Origin of the sequence: Shewanella yunxiaonensis (assembly GCF_018223345.1) — a bacterium.
GTDB classification, from domain to species: Bacteria; Pseudomonadota; Gammaproteobacteria; order Enterobacterales; family Shewanellaceae; genus Shewanella; species Shewanella yunxiaonensis.
This window is the reverse complement of record NZ_CP073587.1, coordinates 2,949,581-2,968,036: the sequence shown is the minus strand read 5'-3', so window position 1 is coordinate 2,968,036 and position 18,456 is coordinate 2,949,581. Positions and strand designations below refer to the sequence as shown.

The following is an 18,456-nucleotide window of genomic DNA, read 5'->3' as shown; positions in this document are numbered from 1 at the left end:
TCTAGTCCTAAAATAAGTTGACACTTATTTCCACCAAAAAGCCGCTGAGTTTCAGCGGCTTTTTTTGTCTAGCAAGTTTAGTTGGCGCTGGCGGGATGGGGGTTGGGATATTCTTGATTAATATCCAACGGTGCAGCATAGACGCTGTTCCACAGCTGAAGTTGCAGCTGTTGCAGGCGGTTTGCCATCGCCGAATTTTGTAACACCAGCTCCAGATTGCGCGAGTTATTCATATAGCCACCTTCCCAGTTACTGGTGCCTATCCAGGCAATCTTGCCGTCAATTTCCATGGTTTTACTGTGCAAGGTGCGAGCAAAGGGAATGAAGCCCTGCTTGGCTTCCGGAATAGTGACGACTTTAACGTCGATGTTGGGCAGTACCTGTAGGCTTTTAAGATAATCGATGTAAGGCTTGCCGGTATTCCAGGCGGAAATCATCAGGTGAATTTTGACACCGCGCTGAGCCGCTGCCCGGATGGCATCATCGATAACCGCATAATAAGGCGCAGGCTTTTTGTAGCTGTAGGACAGCGGAGCATAGGTCATCACCGTGATATAAACTTCGTGTTCAGCTTTGGCCAGTAGCTTGGGCAGTTCACTCTCGGAGTCACCAACACCGGCTGGATTATAGGCGTTCGGGCTGGCTACCAGATAGGCGCTCTGGGATTCGTCGGCTGCCACTACCTGGTGATTCAATACCGGTACGGCTTTGCCCTCGGCTAATAGTTGCTGTGCTTGCCAGTCAACATTGAAGATGGCTTGCACTTGTGCGGCAATTTTACTATCAGTGATCAGCAGTCCGGTTTCATGAATATGTTTCAGGGCCCGCCAATCGAAGTTCTGGCTGCCAACAAAGGCGCTTTTGCCATCCACCACGATATATTTGGCGTGCACAATGCCGCCGCCGATTTTACCGAAATCAATCAATTGAAAAGTCAGATTGGGGATGCTTTTGATGGCTGCCAGCGTCGGTTCATTGGACATACGTACACCGTGCAAGTCCATTAAGAAACGAATTTTGACACCGCGTTCACCGGCCTGCCGTAAGTGCTTAAGCACCGGCTCCAGGGGCTCGCCCGGCTCACTGGTGACGTAGAACTGAGCGATATCAATCGTATTTTTAGCAGCATCGAATTGCTGACACCAAACCGTAACCGGATCGGCTAAGTCCGAGTTGCTGAGGGTCGTTTCTACCGGTGCAGTTTGGACTAGCTCAAAGCCAGGAATTGAAAAGGCAGCTTGAGCATTGAGGGATAAGCCCAGCAGCGAAATACAGAGCAGACGGAAATGCATTGAGACTCCAAACGGGAAAATTTCGTCACTCATTATAATGACAGCTTTCAGAAAATTAGCGTTGTCTTTGTGACAGAGTATTTCAGAGGCTTTTAAATCAAGGCATTAAAAAATTAGCGGCAGTTTCTGAAGACGCTAGCGCTCGCAACCATGCTGTCAGAAAAAACGGCTAGATCACCCAGTCTGCGTGTTTGCGTTTCTGTTTTTCGGCATACATTGCCTGGTCCGCCTCGGACAGCAGTTGTTTCACCGTGATTTTTTGCCCTGCGTAGATGGCTCTGCCAATACTGAGCGATGGGTGTAGTTGCTTGCCTGCCCAAGTTAAGGCACTGGCTTCTACTTGATAGCGGAGCTTCTGGATAACGTGTGCCGCCATGGCTTCATCGGTAATACCTTCAAGGATTACAATAAATTCATCGCCGCCGATACGGGCGACAATATCGGTAGCTCGGATATGCTCCTTGAGCTGGCGCGCCACATGGCGCAGCAATTCATCACCCGCTTCATGACCAAGTTCATCATTGACACGTTTAAAGTCATTCAGATCCACATTTAATAGCGTGAACAATGCTTTATCATCGCCTTTGGTCACTGTTCTGCCTAACAGATTCATCATAAAACGGCGGTTTGGCAGGTGGGTAAGTTCGTCGTGTAATGCGGCGGTATGGGCATATTTGTAGTTACGATACAGCAAGATGATCGATATATAAGCCAGAATTGCGGTAAGTCCACCCAGGCTGTTGAGTATGCGCTGGGTCAGCATCATATTTCCTATGCTTTTCATATCGACTTTGGCGCCTAATTCCCATTTACCATTAGGCAGGTTGATAGGATATTCAACATCCGGTTGCTTAAAATTATCTGCGTCACCGTAAAAAATCTTGCCAGCATTCGTGAGATTTTCAGCATGTTTTCGTAGCGAAATACTGGCGCCTTTAAAATATTTAATCCCCGATTTATCTAATAGCTTGTCATAGTCGATAACGACACTGACAGTACCCCAATAGTCCAGATTGGTCGGATAATCAGAGAAAATCGGATACCTGGCGATAATGGCAACGCCGCCTTGCACTAACTCCAGCGGCCCGGCGATATAAACTCCCTGAAGCTCCTTGGCGAGTAGCACGGTTTTAAGTTGCTCAGGTTTAGTACGAAAATCAAAGCCAATAGCCGATTCATTACCGGCGACGGGATAGATGTGACTGATGATATTATCTGGTGCCAGACCAACGTTGCGCACATATTGGGCCTTTTGCACTAATTTACCTGCAATCATCGACCAGTTTTTAATGGCGAAGGCGGGATCAAGCGTCACAACGGTGGCGAGACTATCGGCAAGATAGGTATCTTTGAAAATAATCGCTTCAATATTGGAGCGAACCAGTGCCAGATGGCCTTTAATTTCTTCCTTTTTATAGTTGATTTCTTTGGCGACAAAGACCTGCGTGACAGTATTGACAATCAGCACGGATAAGCAAAAAAACACCAGAGTGAAAAGTAAAAAGAACAGCTTTTCTTTTTGACTCATCTGAGAGGACATAGCATACCTGTTAGTCGGGTTACTGCCGGTCGCGACGTTTGGTGACACGCTTATCGGTCGCGACATTAGTGAATGCCGTTACCCGGACATAATGCAGTAACATCCTACCCATTTCCACAACCAATAACTTTAATTGTCTAAATTTATGATGATTTTTCCTATTGTTGTGACAGTTAAGGACAACTGAATGGGTCGGTTAATGATTGCTAATAAAGCTCGGCTGTTCGGTATTTATGATGAATTTGTGGCGCACCAACTAAAATATTACTCAGGTGATAATCGAGCTGTGCGGTAACCCTTAAGATTATCGCCCATCCGCCTGATGAAATAGGGCCGGGCTGCTGTCGTCCGCCATATTTTATTAATGGCATTCAGATATTCGGCATTTAAGGAACATCAATGAACAAAATTAAGCTTGTTCTCATGTTTTGCTGCTTGTTAGTTGCAGGCTGTGCGTCTGTTCCAATGACCGCGACCAATCAAGTCGATGTCAATCCAGCGCCTTCTGACAAAGCACAGGTCGTCTTTATGCGCGATTCCTTTGTTGGCAGTGCAATCAGTTCTTCGGTATACGATGTCAGTGATGGTGAGCCAATGTTTATCGGCATTCTGGATAACGGCACCAAACTGGCGTATCTGGTGAATCCCGGTCAGCATGTGTTTATGGTGGTCTCGGAAGCCGCGGACTTTATGGAAGCACAGCTGGCAGCGGGAAAAACCTATTACAGCATCATCACGCCGCGTATGGGCTTATGGAAAGCCCGCTTTTCGATGTGGCCGGTTAAGGCCGGTGCCTATGCCGAGTACAAACTGGACAGTAAAGATTTTGCTGACTGGAAGCGCAGTACCAAGCTGGTGGAATTGTCCCCGGCGGCTCAAGCTTGGTATGACGCCAATAAAACGAGTGTAAAAGCCAAACAGCAAGAATACTGGTTACAGTGGCAACAGAAATCAGCCGCCGACATTAGTAAACGGACCTTGTCGCCTGAAGATGGTCGTTAAGATGCGTTAACCTATGGAGTGCCATCGGCTGTATATCCGCCGTTAGCGGATGGCGTTCCAAGCATCTTGCCGGTCCGCTAACTTTGGCGGTTTATTGTGCTTGTTGCTGGCACCTTAAATTGCCCCTGTGGTAGCATCAATCCTCTATAAGCATTTCATTAATTTCCCTTATGAGTACTCCCACTACCGCGGATGCGTTGCAGTCACTGCGGGCATATCCCGCCTTTATGCGTTATTGGTGTGCGCGATTAGCATCATCTTTTGGATTTCAGGTGTTATCGGTAGCCGTCGGTTGGCAGGTTTACGATATTACACGCGATCCGTTGGATTTAGGGTTGATTGGCCTGGCGCAGTTTGTGCCATCAGTTTTATTGGCGCTGCCAGCCGGCCATGTTGCTGACCAGTTTCCGCGTCGCAAAATTGTGCTGGTGACACAGACTTGCCAGTGGTTAGCACTATTGCTGCTGGTGATAGGCAGTTGGCAAGGATTCCTGAGTGAGGGACTCATCCTGTCACTGGTGTTTGTTATCGGCGCTTTTAAGGCGTTTGAGTTCCCGGCGTTAAAATCCATGGTGCCATCGTTAGTCCCTGAAAGCTTATTACCAAGAGCACTGGCATTGGATGCGTCAGGAATGCAGATGGCAAGCATTGCCGGACCAGCGTTGGGCGGGTTGTTATATATTGGTGGCCCGGTGTTAACTTATGGTCTTTCGGCATTGCTGTATCTGACGTCGTTATCCGTGCTGCTGAAACTGCAATACCATTATCTGCCATCGGTGCGCCAACCCATGACCTTGAACACGCTGTTTGCAGGCGTGAGTTTTATTCGGGCGCGGCCGGTGATCCTTGGCGTGATTTCACTCGATCTGTTTGCGGTATTGTTAGGTGGTGCCACGGCATTATTGCCGGTTTTTGCCCGCGATATTCTGCATACAGGCCCCTGGGGGCTGGGTTTGCTGCGGGCTGCTCCCGCAGTCGGCGCCTTGTTGATGTCATTCTGGTTAGCTCGGCATACGTTGCAGCGCCGGGTGGGAATGACCATGTTTGGTGCCGTTGCGGGTTTTGGTCTGGCAACATTGGTGTTTGCGTTATCAACTAATATATGGCTGTCGCTAGTGGCATTGGCCGCACTGGGTGCCTTTGACATGGTCAGTATGGTGATCCGTGGCGCGCTAGTGCAATTAGAAACCCCTGATGAGATGCGTGGACGAGTTACCGCGGTTAACTCAATTTTCATTAACACCTCTAACCAACTCGGAGAATTTGAATCTGGGGTGTTAGCGGCATTAGTGGGGGCGGTAGGTGCAACGGTCATTGGGGGGATTGGCACGTTAGTGGTCGTGGCCGCGTGGATGGTGATGTTCCCTCAGGTGCGAAACCGACAACGATTAAAAGAATAGTGGAAAACGGGGGGCAATTATCGCCCCCGTTTTTTATGCTTTGCATATATCTCGTTGGTCTGATGGTGGTGACTTTGAGACGCTATTGAAAAAGGCCGATATGGCAATGTATCGCGCCAAGTCTAAAGGACGCGATACCTATCGTTTCTTCAACGAAGAGATGAACTATGAAGCGACTGAACAACTGAATATCCGTGTGGGTTTACGTAAAGCGCTGGAGTTGAACCAGTTTCAACTGTTTTATCAGCCACAGTTGGAGATGACCACCGGAAAGATAGTGGGAGTCGAAGCGTTAATTCGCTGGTTTCATCCGGAGTTAGGGATGGTGTCTCCTGCCAGCTTTATTCCGGTTGCAGAGGCCTCTGGTTTGATTGTGCCAATTGGTAACTGGGTGTTACAGGAAGCTTGTCGAGAAGCGGCCCGTTGGCGCGATTCGGGCATGAGTAACCCGGTGGTGGCGGTTAACTTGTCCGCATTGCAGTTCGCCCGAGGTAATATCGAGCAGGCGGTTAGTGATGCGGTTGCCAGCGCTGGGATCACCCCGCAAATGCTGGAGTTAGAGCTGACGGAATCCATCATGCTTCATAACACTGAGAGCGTGCTGGCAACGGTAAAGCGGCTCAAGCAAAAAGGCTTTGCTTTCACCATTGATGATTTTGGTACCGGATATTCCAGTCTGCAATATCTCAAAAGCTTTGCGGTTGATAAATTAAAAATTGATCAGTCATTTGTGCGGGATATTACCGAAGACGAAGATGATGCGGCTATCGTAAGGGCTATCGTGCAAGTCGCCAAAGGACTGGGGCTGAAAACCATTGCTGAAGGGGTTGAGACTGCGGAAGCCATGGCGTTATTGGCGCAATACCGGTGTGATGAAGTACAAGGCTATTATCTTGGTCGCCCGATGCCAGCCCGCCAGTTTATGGCCTATTTGCAGCAGTATGGTGAATGCAGAAAAATCAGCGTTACCAGTTAACCCCAAGCCGATTAAGCGGACCGTTTCTGTCTCGATGGTGACAGTATTGGGAAACAGGTTGATGACAAAGTATTGCGTAAATGTTTGGCGTTAGTCATTTGAAAATCCATCATCTTTAGCAGTATCTTGACTGCTTATCCGTTGTTAGTGAGCTTGTTGAAATGCCATTCTATTGTTTACGTGCCGTTTTATTACCGCTGACGTTAGTCGCACTGAGCTTCTCTGTTTTCGGTGAGCCGATTCCGCCACAACTGGATGCGCTGTATCGCCAAGCGGTGACAGCTGATACTGTGCCTGGCATCAGTGTGGCGGTGGCAGATGCCAACGGCGTGCAGTGGGCTCAGGGGTACGGCTTTGCTGATGTGGAAAATCGATTACCGATGCGTGTCGAAGACAAACTGCGGATTGGCAGTGTTGCCAAGGTGATGACCGCTGCCGGATTAATGCGTTTGTATCAGGCGCGAAAAATCAACCTGGATAAACCGGTGACTGACTATGTGACAGCCTGGCCCAACGACAAACCTGTGATTACCCTGCGGCAACTGGCGTCCCATACGGCAGGCGTGCGCCACTACAAGGAAGGCGCGAATGAATTTCTGCTCAACGAGCATTTTCCCTCGGTCAGCGCCAGTCTGGCCTTATTCAAAGATGATCCATTGCTATTCGTCCCGGGAACGGCTTTTAGCTATTCCACTTTGGGCTGGACGCTGATCAGTGCGGCAATGGAAGGGGCTGATGGAAAACGAAATTTTCAGCAGATTATGCAAGATGAAGTGTTTACGCCATTGCGCCTTAATGACACCGCGTTTGATGAGCAATCGCAGATTATTCCCAATCGCGTCCGGCCGTACAGCGTGCGCGATGGTAAGCTGATCAATTCGCCGCAGACTGACCATAGCTACAAATGGGCGGCCGGCGGCATTATTGCCAGTGCCGCAGATGTTGCGCGTTTTGCGGTGGCGCAGATTGATGGTCATTACCTGAAGCCAAAGGTTAGTAAGTTGATGCTGACCAAAGCGCATCTCAACGATGGTAAGCCGGTGAATGTTGGCATTGGCTGGTTTATCGGTTTTGATGATTATCGGCAGCGCAAACAATATAAGAATGATACCCAGGCGTTAGCGCTGATGGACGCGATGCCTCATGCCGTGATGCACTCAGGCGGTAGTATGGGCGGCATTACCATGACTATCTTATGTACTGAACATCATCGCGCGGTCACCGTTGTCAAGAATGTTGATGGTGATAACAGTGCAGATGTCTTTCTGCTGGCGCTGCAAACCCTGAGTTATTATCACCAGCGCGAACATATGGCAACTCGTCGCCCGATGTGAATGGCTTGATGCTGACCGTGAAACTCAATAGCCGGTCAGTTCCAGATAACCCGCGCCCTGTTGACTGCCGCTGATGCTGATGGGGCCTTCCCAGTAGGATACCGATAACGGCATTACTGCGTTGCGATTGAGCGGGGTAATGTCGAGTTCCAGTTGTTCCGTTGGCAATGACAGATGCCAGCTTACCGGATAGCGACCGCTGGTGGTCTGCTGCCAGGCAGTGGCTTGCATGCGAATATCCTTGGCGCTTAGTGAGTGACTACGACCATCTGGAAACATACGTTTACCGCTATAAAACGCCTTGTCACTTTTATCCGTTCCCCTTAGCTGAAACAGCATCAGGGCAGAGCCGTCGTTAAGGTGCAGCGCAAACCAGTCCCAACCCTGTTGTTGGCGACTGAGAAACTCAGAACTCCATTCACGATCTAACCAGGCGATACCACTGACATGTTGCCAACGTCCCTGATGCAGCACTGTACCATCAACATTGATAAACGGCTGACTGTAGTAATAGGACGCGACTTTACCATCAGCACTTTTGCGACTGTAGCCGTGATCACCTTGCAATACCAACGGCGCGTTGGCTGACAGTTGCAGGTTGTAGGCAAATTGGGCATCGGCCACCGAGAGGGTCGCAGGGAGTAGTCCGTGGTTGGGATTGTCTGATCCTGCCTGTGCCTGCCATTGCCAGTCATCCAGTCGCACCGATAACGGCGGTCCTGATACCTGTGCGGGCGCTTGCTCACCGTGAGTGCCTCGACCCCAACGTTCAGCGGTGAGATGCTGTTGCTTAAACGTCAGTGCAGCGTGTGCCATATACAATTGATTGCTGGCCCAGGGCGAGGAACTTGCCGGGGCGGCGGCTGACAGCGCTATGCGAAACTGGGTCCACTGTAATCCTAGTGGCGTTCCATCAGCGGTGTGCAGGTTCGCGGTGAGATACCACCATTCTTGACGAAACTTCGGATGCGCTAAATGATCCTCTGGAAACGCAAAATTCTTGCCTGGCAATACTTGGGCAAAGCCAGTATCAGCTCGGCCTAATATCTGTCCCATCGAGGCTGATTTTTCCGCGGGACTGCAGGCGGTTAACAGTAACAGCGGTAACAGCCCAAACAGGTGATGCCGTTTCATAGTACCTCCTGCTGCAGTGCTGACACCATTGAGCGCCGACTTTGCCAGTAAAGCGGCAGCAACACCGCCAGCAGACAACATCCTAATGACAGGCCAACAACGCGTCCATAAGCCAGCCAGTCCCAGTGTTGCATGATGGTCCAGCCGAAGGCTTGCAACGTCACTTTATGGATCAGCAGATAGCCGAGGATGGCACCTAACGGCAGGGCCATGAGACAGGTGATGAACACCGCCAGCAGGATCTGGGCTAGCAGCATCAGCCACAGCTGCTTTTGCGGTACGCCAAGACTGCGCAAGATTGCCAGCGGTGCTTGCCTTGACTGGGTCAGCATTAATACGGCGCTGAATAACCCGATTGCCGCGACCAGCAATGTCAGGGTATTCAGCACTAAGGTGATACTAAAGGTCTTGTTAAATACCTTCAGGGCTTGTGTGCGAATTTTTTGCTGGCTGTATATCTGTGCCGGGTTGAGTCCCAGCGTATTGCCTATCTGCTCACCGAGATTATCAATGGCTGCCTGCCCCGCAGTGATGCCTCCGATGGCCAGACTATAAGGTTGTGCGGGTAACAGCAGCTGTTGCCATAGCGTTGGTGCTGCCAACGCCTCGCCTCTGGGATTGCCGTAATCGAAATAGACCCCCGCAATTTGGGTCATGTGAGGGTGTTGGCAGCGGTTATCCTGGCATAAACGCACATTATCTCCCGTCTGGACTGCCAGTTTCAGTGCCAATGGCTCACTGATAAAGATGCCTTGGCCCGCCAACACCTGTTGTACCGCCAGGCGTTGCTTTGCCAACTGATCAGGTTGTTTAAACACGGTAGTTTCCGCAATTGAGGTCGGGTCGCGACTCAACAGGTTAATTGACTGCACTTCAGTGCCATTTGCCACATAAAATGGCGCTTGCCACTGATAGTAACGCGGTAATTTAGGCGCATTGGTGTCGAGATATTGCTGTAATGCGGACATCTCATTGTTACCGGGCCTAATATACAAATCGGCATGCAGTCGGGTATTGAGCCAGCTGCGCAGGGTTCGATCGAAGCTACCAACCAGCGTATTCATAGCGATGTTGGCGCATAATGCCAACAGTAACGCCATCATTGCCAGCGCTAGTGGCGCCGTGAGTTCGCGAGTTTCCGCAATCGCATAACGCGGCAACCCGGCTGGCACCCATGGCGTCAACAGGCTGAGGCTGGTTTGCAACACCTGTGGCAGTAACAGCGGCATGGCGATAGTAAGCAGCCCCATTAATGCCAGACTTTGTCCATGTGCGCGGCTGAAAGGGTAGAGTGCTGCTGTCAGCAGCAGTAGTAGCATCCCTAGCGCAAATAGCCGTCGGTGAATGCGCCGATGATGTTCCTGCTGGGCAAAGCGTTGTGTGCCCTGAGCAATACTGCGCTGACACAGTTGTCGGTATAACGGCACACAGGCCAACAGGGCCGCAATCAGTGTCAGTCCTGCGCCCTCTGCCAGCCAGGCCCATTGCCAGTTACCGGGCAACAGGGTGGCACCATAAAGTTGTTCCAGCGTGACGGCTACCATAGGTTGCAGCCAATGGCTGAGTTGCAGTGCCAGTAAAAAACCCACAAACGAACCGATGGCCACCAACAGCAACAACTCGAGCAGCAGAGACAGCATGAGGGCTCGGCGGCTGAGGCCCTGTTGTAATAGTTGTAACAGCAGCCGTTGGCGCTTCATCAGACTGTAGCGCACACCGTTATAGGCGATGAATAAGCCCACCAGAAACGCCAGCATCCCCATGGCATTAAGATTCAGATGAAAACTGCGGGTGAGATCGGTCAGCGCTTTGCCCTGATCCTGTTCGGTAATTTGCAAGCCCGCCAACGGCAGCCCGCTTTGCGCTAACTGCTGCTTTAATTGGGCTGCATCGCCAAATAAGGCGATGTAACTTAAACGCCCGGGCAGTTGCAACAGCGACTGTGCAACCGAAATATCCAGATATAAGCGGTTCCCCAGATTGGCACTGTCAGGTAAAACATCGACCTTTAGCTGCTGACCTGCGAGCGTGAAATACGCGTCGGAAGCGTCATTAACCCCCATCGACTGCGCCTGTGTTTTGCTAGCGAGTATCAAAGGTTCGCCGGCCAGCATTGAGACCAGTGGTAGTTGCGCTTCAAATCTCGGCGCTTGTTGCTGAAAACTGTGTAAGGCTGCGACGATATCACTGCCATCAATCTGCCATTTACGGCCTTGAGCATCTTCGAGCGTGCCACTCACTACCGGCAAAGCATGTAGCCCGAGTTTTTTTAAGCGGAAATAGAGTTGTTCATCAACACTGGCCCCACGGCCAGGGGCACTGATAAACAGCGCCGCTTGCTGAGCTAATGCTTCGCCGGCGTCCTGATAACTGTGAATGGCGTTATCATTGGTGGCTTTGACCCCGATCAGCAACGTTACTGCCAGCACAACACCCAGTAGAATAGCGCCCGCTTGCAGCGGGGCTTGGCGATAGTGCGCTAAATACACCCGCAGCGCTTGCCAGCCCAGACGCCAATCACTCATGGACTTTCCCCTGTTGCAGATGCCAGCGCCGTTGCATATGGGCGGCAGCACTGTCACTGTGCGTCACCATCAGAATCGCCGTGCCAGCATCAGCGGCGAGTTTACACAACAGCTGCATCACTTCCTCAGCGGCTTCAGCATCAAGATTGCCGGTCGGTTCATCCGCTAATAACAATGCCGGACGATGTGCCAGTGCTCGAGCAATGGCAACCCGCTGCTGCTGACCGCCGGACAACTGCTCGATTGGCCGCTGTGCCAGTTCAGTGATGGCGAGTTTCTGTAGCAGGTAATCGCACCAGTCATTCCATTTTTGCCCGAGCAGCGATAGCGGGAACAGAATATTATCGCGGACATTCAGTGGGGTCAGCAGATTGAACTGTTGGAATACCACCCCCAGATGCTGACGGCGGAAACGGCTCCATTGCGGATCATGCCACTTACGGCAATCAGCGCCCTGAAGCTGGAGTTCGCCGGTGTCTGGGTATTCAAAACCGCCAATAATATTCAGCAAAGTGCTCTTGCCACTGCCGCTAGGACCGGTGAGTGCCACGGTTTCTGCCTGCTGGATGATTAAGTCGAGGCAGTCCAACACCAGATGATACTGATCGCCGTCATTAAATCCTTTGCTGATTTGCGATAGTTGAACCAATGACTGCTGGTGGGATTGCGGCATTTTCAGTCCTTGTATTTGCGAAATAGCACCTGATGCAGATCAGTTTATCTGCTGTAGCGCAAACAGTTAAGTGAATCAAGGTACGATAAAAACGTCTTTGGGCTAGCGGCCACTTAAGGCAATAGGCTTTTTAAATGTTGATGGCAGTATGACCCGCCCATCATCGCTTGACTGCATCGGCATCATAGCCGGTGCAAAAAACAGAAGGCACCCAGCGGTGCCCTCTACGTCGATTACTCTTCTAAAGTGTAGGGCAACGGCACTACCGAGAGCTGACTCTGTGGCGCTTCGGCAATACGGAACTTAGCATCACGTTCGGTATCATTTGGCAGAACGGCTGTCAGCCAGAGTTGACCATCAATCTGTACCGCTTCCACAATAGTGCCCTGAGGACGGAAGCCATCCTCCAACGCCAGTTCCAGCGTAGATTCTGCCGTGACTTCAATGTCGGCGGTGCCGTTCAAAATGTACATTGCCCGTTTATTACCACCGCGATATTTCATGCGCGCGACAGTTTCCTGCCCCATGTAACAGCCCTTGGTAAAACTGATGCCATTAAGTGCTTGCAGGTTGCACATTTGCGGCACGAATTGCGCCTGATGTGCTGCAGAAAGTGCAGGATAACCGGCTAATATCTCTAAAGCTTGCCAGGCACTGTGATGATATAAGGCTTCACCTTCTACTAACGTTGAGGCAATTGCGGTCGGTAATACAATTAAGAACCGCTCACCATCATTCAGTACCGCGCCTTGTTCAAGCGCAATCAGTTTGTGGTCAGTGCTGAATGCCGGAAAATGACCTTTAATCCAGTCCGCAGCCGCACTGCCGGCGACACCGAGTATTGTCCAAGTTGCAGCAACATCATTGAGTTCGGCTTTGCTGAATACCGCATATTTGCGAAACTCCGGCAGGTCACTGGCTACAGTGTCTTTGGGCATTAAGAGCATCAGAGCATCGGCAACTGCAAACAAACGAAATGCCGACAGCATTTTACCTTTGGGATCACAATGGGCGCCCCAGCACCAGTCATCGGCGCTAAGCGCATTAACATCGGCAGTAATCTGGCCATGAATAAAACTGCGATTCTGTTCACCCGTGACCTGGATCAGGCCCAGATGGGAGAGCGGTGAAATCAGCAGTTCTGGTAGCTGGGCATCCGGTGCCCAGGTGAGTTGGGGATCAGTAAGACTCATAGGATCATCCTGAGATTAACAACAGCAAAAGTGCTTCGATTGTAACGGATCTATCGCAAATAAACAGGGCGCCAAGAAGGCGCCCTGCGAAACATTTACTTGCTTCACATATCAGTACAGCAAACGGGTACGGATAGTGCCTTCAATGTTTTTCAGTTCTTCCAAGGCTTCAGTTGCCTGATCGGTATGAACTTCCATCACCACGTAACCGATATCGGCGGTAGTTTGCAGATACTGGCCACCAATGTTGATGCCTTTTTCAGAGAATGCCTGGTTGATTTTCAGCAGAATACCAGGACGGTTGCGGTGAATATGCAGCAAACGTGAGGTGCCATGCTGTTGTGGCAGCGACACTTCCGGGAAGTTCACGGCGGTCACGGTAGAGCCGTTGTCTGAGTACTTAGCCAGCTTACCGGCCACTTCAATACCGATATTTTCCTGTGCTTCTTCAGTACTGCCACCCACGTGAGGGGTCAGAATCACATTGTCAAAACCACGCAATGGGGTCTGGAACTCATCGTCATTGGACTTAGGTTCTACCGGGAATACGTCGATCGCAGCACCGGCCAGATGTTTGGATTCCAGCGCTGCAGCCAACGCATCGATATCCACCACAGTGCCGCGAGATGCGTTGATCAGGAAACTTCCTGGACGCATCGCTTCAATTTGCGCAGCACCGAACATCAGTTTGGTTTGTGGGGTTTCTGGAACATGCAAACTCACCACATCCGCCTGTGCTAACAGCTCGTTCATAAAGCGCAGCTGATGGGCGTTACCCAGTGGCAGTTTGTCTTCGATATCGTAGAAAATCACTCGCATACCGAGCGTTTCAGCCAGAATGCCAAGCTGAGTCCCGATGTGACCATAACCGATAACCCCGAGGGTTTTGCCACGAACTTCGTAACTGCCCTTGGCGCTTTTAATCCAGCCACCTTTATGTGCCGAAGCGTTACGTTGTGGGATGCCACGCATCAACATGATAATTTCGCCAATCACCAGCTCTGCAACACTGCGGGTATTGGAGAATGGCGCGTTGAATACTGGAATGCCCAGCAATTCAGCCGCTTTCAGATCAACCTGGTTGGTACCAATACAGAAACAGCCAATACCGACCAGCTTTTCGGCGTGATCCAACACTTCCTTGGTCAGGTGTGTGCGGGAGCGAATACCGACAAAATGGGCATCTTTGATGGCATCAATCAGTTCATCTCCGGACAGGGAACCTTTATGAAATTCGATATTGTTATATCCGGAATTTTTCAGCACATCCAATGCTGATTGATGAACGCCTTCCAACAACAGGATCTTGATTTTATCCTTGTCCAGCGAAACTTTCGCCATGATCTCGGTACCCCTTCTTTCGTGTATCTGCTAGTGAACAAAGTGTAGTGTGTTAAGCTTCCCCAAGCTGTAGGATCACGTTAGCACCTTTTTTTGCACATGTGGAGGTCCGGATGGCTGAAGTGTTTATTTTTGTTCATGAACAATTTGCAAGTTGAGGCGAAAATTGAAAAATCCGCTGATCTGGCTAGTGTTTTATGCAATGGTGCTGTCGTGGTCTGCATGGCAGCCTCATGATGGCTTTACCTGGTGGATGGAAGCCGCTCCGGCACTGCTAGCGGTTCCTATCCTGCTGTGGTGCCGGCGAGTATTTCCCTTAACAAGCTTATTATCAGTGCTGATCCTGCTGCACTGTTGTGTGCTGTTTGTCGGTGCCCATTACACCTATGCCCAGGTGCCATTATTCGACTGGTTATCTGACTGGTTTAGTTGGGGACGCAATAACTATGACAAGTTAGGCCATTTCGCGCAGGGATTTATTCCGGCGATGATTGCCCGCGAGGTGCTGCTGCGTAAACAGGTGTTACCGCGAGGTCGCTGGTGTAATTTTCTGTGCTGCTGTTTTGCTTTGGCGCTGTCGGCATTTTATGAGTTGGTGGAATGGTGGGTGGCGGTGTTAACCAATGATGGCGCTGAAGCATTCCTTGGTACTCAGGGATATGTCTGGGATACACAGTCAGATATGCTGTTTGCGCTGATTGGCGCGATTTGTGCCGTGCTCAGCTTATCCAAGCTGCATGATCGTCAATTAGCCGAATTGGCTATATCTGCCAAGTAATCAGGCGTTACACTGTCCGGCAGTATGACAACAGGAACTATTAAGCTATGAGTATCTGGTTCAGAGAGATCACCCTTGATGACTGTGCCCGTCTGGATCTGGGACAGGGGGGCAAAGGCACGCTAATGCAGACTTTGGGCATCAAAGTGACCGAGATTGGCGATGATTATCTGGTAGCAACCATGCCCGCATCGCCGGCGATTCATAATCCTATCGGTATGGTGCATGGTGGCGCAAATGTGGTGTTGGCCGAAACCGTCGCCAGTTATGCCGCCAATTTTGCGGTGGATTTTGAACACTATTTCTGTGTCGGGCAGGAGATCAATGCCAATCATATTCGGGCTGCGCGTAATGGTGAGCTCAAGGCTATTGCCCGTCCAATCCATTTAGGTAAGCGCACTTCCGTCTGGGAAGTGAAAATCTTTAATAGTGCGGATGAACTCACCTGTATTTCACGGATGACCGCCGCCGTTGTTAAACGCCCCGATACCAAAAACGCGGGCTAACGCCACCATTGCCTACCAGAAAGCAGCCGCAGGCTGCTTTCTTCATTTCAGTGTGTCGAGATTTTTCACCGTCACTGATGGCCGTGACTTCTACAATTATGAACATCGGTTAAGTCGTGCTGTTTCAAATTTAATTCAGTAAATGAATTGTGATAATCAGTTTTAATCGTTTTATTGGTTTTGCTGGGTTCTCTATTATCTTCTCAACGCCGCGATGCCCATTAACGTCGTTTAAGGAGTGCAACATGGCCACAATCGTTGATTTGATCGAACTTTGGTTAAACCAGAAAAAATCGTAAGGAGCACAAGATGACACAGCATTTCATTACCAGCCAGAATGGTGCCCCCGTAGCAGATGATCAGAATTCACTGTCTGCTGGTGAACGCGGCCCACTGTTGTTACAAGATTTTCATTTAATTGAAAAACTGGCTCATTTCAATCGTGAACGTATTCCGGAGCGGGTGGTGCATGCCAAAGGCACCGGTGTTTACGGCACTTTTACCCTGACCAATGATCTGAGCCGTTATACGATTGCCGATCATTTCAATGGTGTTGGTAAACAAACGGAAGTATTCGCGCGTTTCTCGACCGTGGGTGGGGAGATGGGGTCGGCAGATGCCGAGCGTGACCCGCGAGGCTTTGCTGTACGTTTTTATACGGCTCGCGGTAACCACGATATCGTCGGTAACAACACGCCAACCTTCTTTTTACGGGACGGTATTAAATTTCCCGACTTTATTCATACACAAAAACGCAACCCTCAGACCAACCTGAAAGATCCGCAAGCAATGTGGGATTTCTGGGCATTGAACCCAGAGTCAATGCATCAGGTAACGATATTGATGTCTGATCGCGGTATTCCCGCCAACTATCGGCACATGCATGGCTATGGTTCACACACCTTTTCCTTCTGGAATGGTCAGGGTGAGCGTTTCTGGGTGAAATTCCATTTTAAGAGTGAGCAGGGCATTGCCAATCTGACCGAGGCCCAGGCCGCGACTGTAAAGGGTATCGACCCGGATCATGCGCAGCGAGATATGGTGGCCGCAATCACTGATCGTCATTTCCCGCGTTGGAAATTACAGGTGCAGATAATGCCTGAGGCCGATGCGAATCATTACCATATTAATCCATTTGATCTGACCAAAGTTTGGCCGCACAAGGATTACCCGCTGATGGAGGTGGGCATATTGGAACTGAATCGCTTACCGCAAAACTACTTTGCAGAAGTCGAACAAGCGGCATTGGCACCAAGTAATCTGGTGCCTGGCATTGGCGCCTCACCGGACAAAATGCTCCAAGCGCGGTTGTTTGCGTATGCCGATGCCCAACGTTATCGGGTCGGCGCTAACTACAATCAGCTGCCCGTGAACTGCCCGCATGCGGCAGCGGCCAATCATCACCAGCGTGCGGGGGCGATGGCGGGAACTCAGTGCCCGTATCATCATAGCCAAACTGGCGCCGACGCCAGCCCAAACTATGGGCCTAATTCTACAGTGAATGGTTTGATTGATGCCGAGATGTTCAAAGAACCGCCGTTGCGTTTGGAAGGCGAGGCCAGTCGCTACAGTCGTTATGATCAAGACGACTATACCCAGGCAGGCAATCTATATCGGTTATTCAGCGAAGAAGAAAAGGCACGTTTAGTCAGCAACATCTGTGGCACCCTGAGTCAGGTGAGCCATGATGTACAACAACAGATGGTGGAACACTTCACCAAAGCTGATGCTGATTATGGCGAACGGATTCGTCGGCAACTGGAGCTTTAAGCTTCGTTAATTCTAAAAAGCCCGTCAGTGACGGGCTTTTTAGCTCATTAGCCGATCAATGCCAGACTAAGGTGACAATCCCCAGCAGCAAGAATAGCACCGCACAGACTCGGTGGATCAGCTTAACCGGCAGCTTGCTGCCACCAAAGGAGCCTGCGAGCACTACGGGCACATTGGCTAACAATATTCCCAACGTGGTCCCTACTACCACTAATGGCAGATTGTGGAACTTAGCTGCCAGCACCACTGTGGCAATCTGGGTTTTATCACCCATCTCGGCCAGGAAGAACAGCACGAAGGTTGCTAAAAAAGGACCATATCGATAGAAACGGCTATCTTCATCGTCGGCTTTGTCCGGCACTAATATCCATAAGGCGATGGCGAAGAAACTGAATGCAATCAGATAACGAGCGACTTCTGGTGTTAACCACGCGATAGCCCAATGACCCAACCACGCGGCCATAAAGTGGTTGGCCAGTGTTGACAACAGAATACCGCTGATAATGGCCGTTTTGTTTTTAAATCTTGCGGCTAATAGCAATGCCAATAACTGGGTTTTGTCACCAATTTCAGCAACAGAGACAGTAAGAGCAGAAGTGAACAGCGCTTCCAAGATGAGATCCTCAGGGGTGACCTTTAACCGGGCACAACACGCCATTCACCCCTGTTAAATGGTGCGCTGTGCTCAGGTCTTGCCAGGCAAGTCAGGCTTGCTGCATTCACCATGGCATATGGCCAAGTCTGTTGATGAATGCCCCTGTGATTAACAGGTCGGCTACTCCCCCAAGAACTAGAGAGGCGACCATTATATCCAGAACGCTATGCTTAACAACCCTTAAATTCTCGGTAACAAAATCAAAATTGCAGATTGTTTGCATAAATGACAATATTTTTTACGATTTTAAGGCTAAATCAGTTCTTGCTTGCAGCAAATTGCTCTGATAATGTCAAATCTGTGTCGATTTTTCGGAAGCACATCCGTAAATGCTGTT

General features: G+C 50.3%; 15 protein-coding genes and 1 riboswitch. Of the genes, 7 read left to right on the top strand and 8 right to left on the bottom strand.

Features of this window, described 5'->3' with window-relative positions; all coding sequences use genetic code 11:
- Positions 1-77: 77 nt before the first annotated feature.
- Together KDN34_RS13615 and KDN34_RS13610 are read right to left on the bottom strand one after the other, a co-directional pair.
- A complete protein-coding gene (locus KDN34_RS13615; RefSeq protein ID WP_212594261.1) occupies positions 78-1,292 on the bottom strand; it encodes a phospholipase D-like domain-containing protein in 1,215 nt (404 codons plus the stop codon).
- Positions 1,293-1,461: 169 nt separating this feature from the next.
- Complete coding sequence (locus KDN34_RS13610) at positions 1,462-2,832, bottom strand: diguanylate cyclase domain-containing protein (protein ID WP_212594260.1); 1,371 nt, start codon at positions 2,830-2,832, stop codon at positions 1,462-1,464.
- Between the two features lie 399 nt (positions 2,833-3,231).
- Here KDN34_RS13610 and KDN34_RS13605 point away from each other — a divergent pair, with 399 nt between their 5' ends.
- The 4 genes from KDN34_RS13605 (at position 3,232) to KDN34_RS13590 (ending at position 7,544) form a co-directional block, all read left to right on the top strand.
- On the top strand, positions 3,232-3,834 hold the full coding sequence (locus KDN34_RS13605; RefSeq protein ID WP_212594259.1) for a hypothetical protein: 603 nt from the start codon (positions 3,232-3,234) through the stop codon (positions 3,832-3,834).
- Positions 3,835-4,004: 170 nt separating this feature from the next.
- The gene (locus KDN34_RS13600) at positions 4,005-5,234 is read left to right on the top strand and encodes an MFS transporter (RefSeq protein ID WP_212594258.1); all 1,230 of its coding nucleotides are present in this window, start codon (positions 4,005-4,007) and stop codon (positions 5,232-5,234) included.
- A gap of 40 nt (positions 5,235-5,274) precedes the next feature.
- On the top strand, positions 5,275-6,210 hold the full coding sequence (locus KDN34_RS13595) for a putative bifunctional diguanylate cyclase/phosphodiesterase (protein ID WP_212594257.1): 936 nt from the start codon (positions 5,275-5,277) through the stop codon (positions 6,208-6,210).
- Between the two features lie 161 nt (positions 6,211-6,371).
- Positions 6,372-7,544, top strand: coding sequence for a serine hydrolase domain-containing protein (locus KDN34_RS13590; RefSeq protein WP_212594256.1), 1,173 nt, complete (start codon positions 6,372-6,374; stop codon positions 7,542-7,544).
- A gap of 24 nt (positions 7,545-7,568) precedes the next feature.
- On the opposite strand, the gene KDN34_RS13585 is transcribed toward KDN34_RS13590, so the two are convergent.
- From KDN34_RS13585 to serA, 5 genes are all read right to left on the bottom strand, one after another.
- A complete protein-coding gene (locus KDN34_RS13585; protein WP_212594255.1) occupies positions 7,569-8,678 on the bottom strand; it encodes a lipocalin-like domain-containing protein in 1,110 nt (369 codons plus the stop codon).
- Positions 8,675-11,203, bottom strand: a complete 2,529-nt coding sequence (locus tag KDN34_RS13580) for an ABC transporter permease (protein ID WP_212594254.1) — start codon at positions 11,201-11,203, stop codon at positions 8,675-8,677. The genes KDN34_RS13585 and KDN34_RS13580 overlap by 4 nt, the downstream gene beginning before the upstream one ends.
- Complete coding sequence (locus KDN34_RS13575) at positions 11,196-11,876, bottom strand: ABC transporter ATP-binding protein (protein WP_212594253.1); 681 nt, start codon at positions 11,874-11,876, stop codon at positions 11,196-11,198. Before KDN34_RS13575 ends, KDN34_RS13580 begins: the two co-directional genes overlap by 8 nt.
- Before the next feature lie 233 nt (positions 11,877-12,109).
- Positions 12,110-13,069: a tRNA-modifying protein YgfZ gene (gene ygfZ, locus KDN34_RS13570; protein ID WP_212594252.1), complete on the bottom strand. Its 960-nt coding sequence runs from the start codon at positions 13,067-13,069 to the stop codon at positions 12,110-12,112.
- Positions 13,070-13,180: 111 nt separating this feature from the next.
- The gene (serA, locus tag KDN34_RS13565; protein ID WP_212594251.1) at positions 13,181-14,410 is read right to left on the bottom strand and encodes a phosphoglycerate dehydrogenase; all 1,230 of its coding nucleotides are present in this window, start codon (positions 14,408-14,410) and stop codon (positions 13,181-13,183) included.
- Positions 14,411-14,576: 166 nt separating this feature from the next.
- Here serA and KDN34_RS13560 point away from each other — a divergent pair, with 166 nt between their 5' ends.
- The 3 genes from KDN34_RS13560 to katB all read left to right on the top strand — a co-directional run bounded on the left by KDN34_RS13560 (position 14,577) and on the right by katB (position 17,464).
- Complete coding sequence (locus tag KDN34_RS13560; RefSeq protein ID WP_407695772.1) at positions 14,577-15,188, top strand: DUF2238 domain-containing protein; 612 nt, start codon at positions 14,577-14,579, stop codon at positions 15,186-15,188.
- A gap of 47 nt (positions 15,189-15,235) precedes the next feature.
- Positions 15,236-15,694, top strand: coding sequence for a PaaI family thioesterase (locus KDN34_RS13555; RefSeq protein ID WP_212594250.1), 459 nt, complete (start codon positions 15,236-15,238; stop codon positions 15,692-15,694).
- Positions 15,695-16,003: 309 nt separating this feature from the next.
- Entirely contained in the window at positions 16,004-17,464 is a 1,461-nt protein-coding gene (katB, locus tag KDN34_RS13550; RefSeq protein WP_212594249.1) for a catalase KatB, read from the top strand.
- Between the two features lie 55 nt (positions 17,465-17,519).
- Here katB and KDN34_RS13545 read toward each other — a convergent pair whose 3' ends face one another.
- Entirely contained in the window at positions 17,520-18,077 is a 558-nt protein-coding gene (locus KDN34_RS13545; protein ID WP_212596662.1) for a TMEM165/GDT1 family protein, read from the bottom strand.
- Positions 18,078-18,161: 84 nt separating this feature from the next.
- Positions 18,162-18,260, bottom strand: a riboswitch (yybP-ykoY riboswitch).
- Positions 18,261-18,456: the final 196 nt, after the last annotated feature.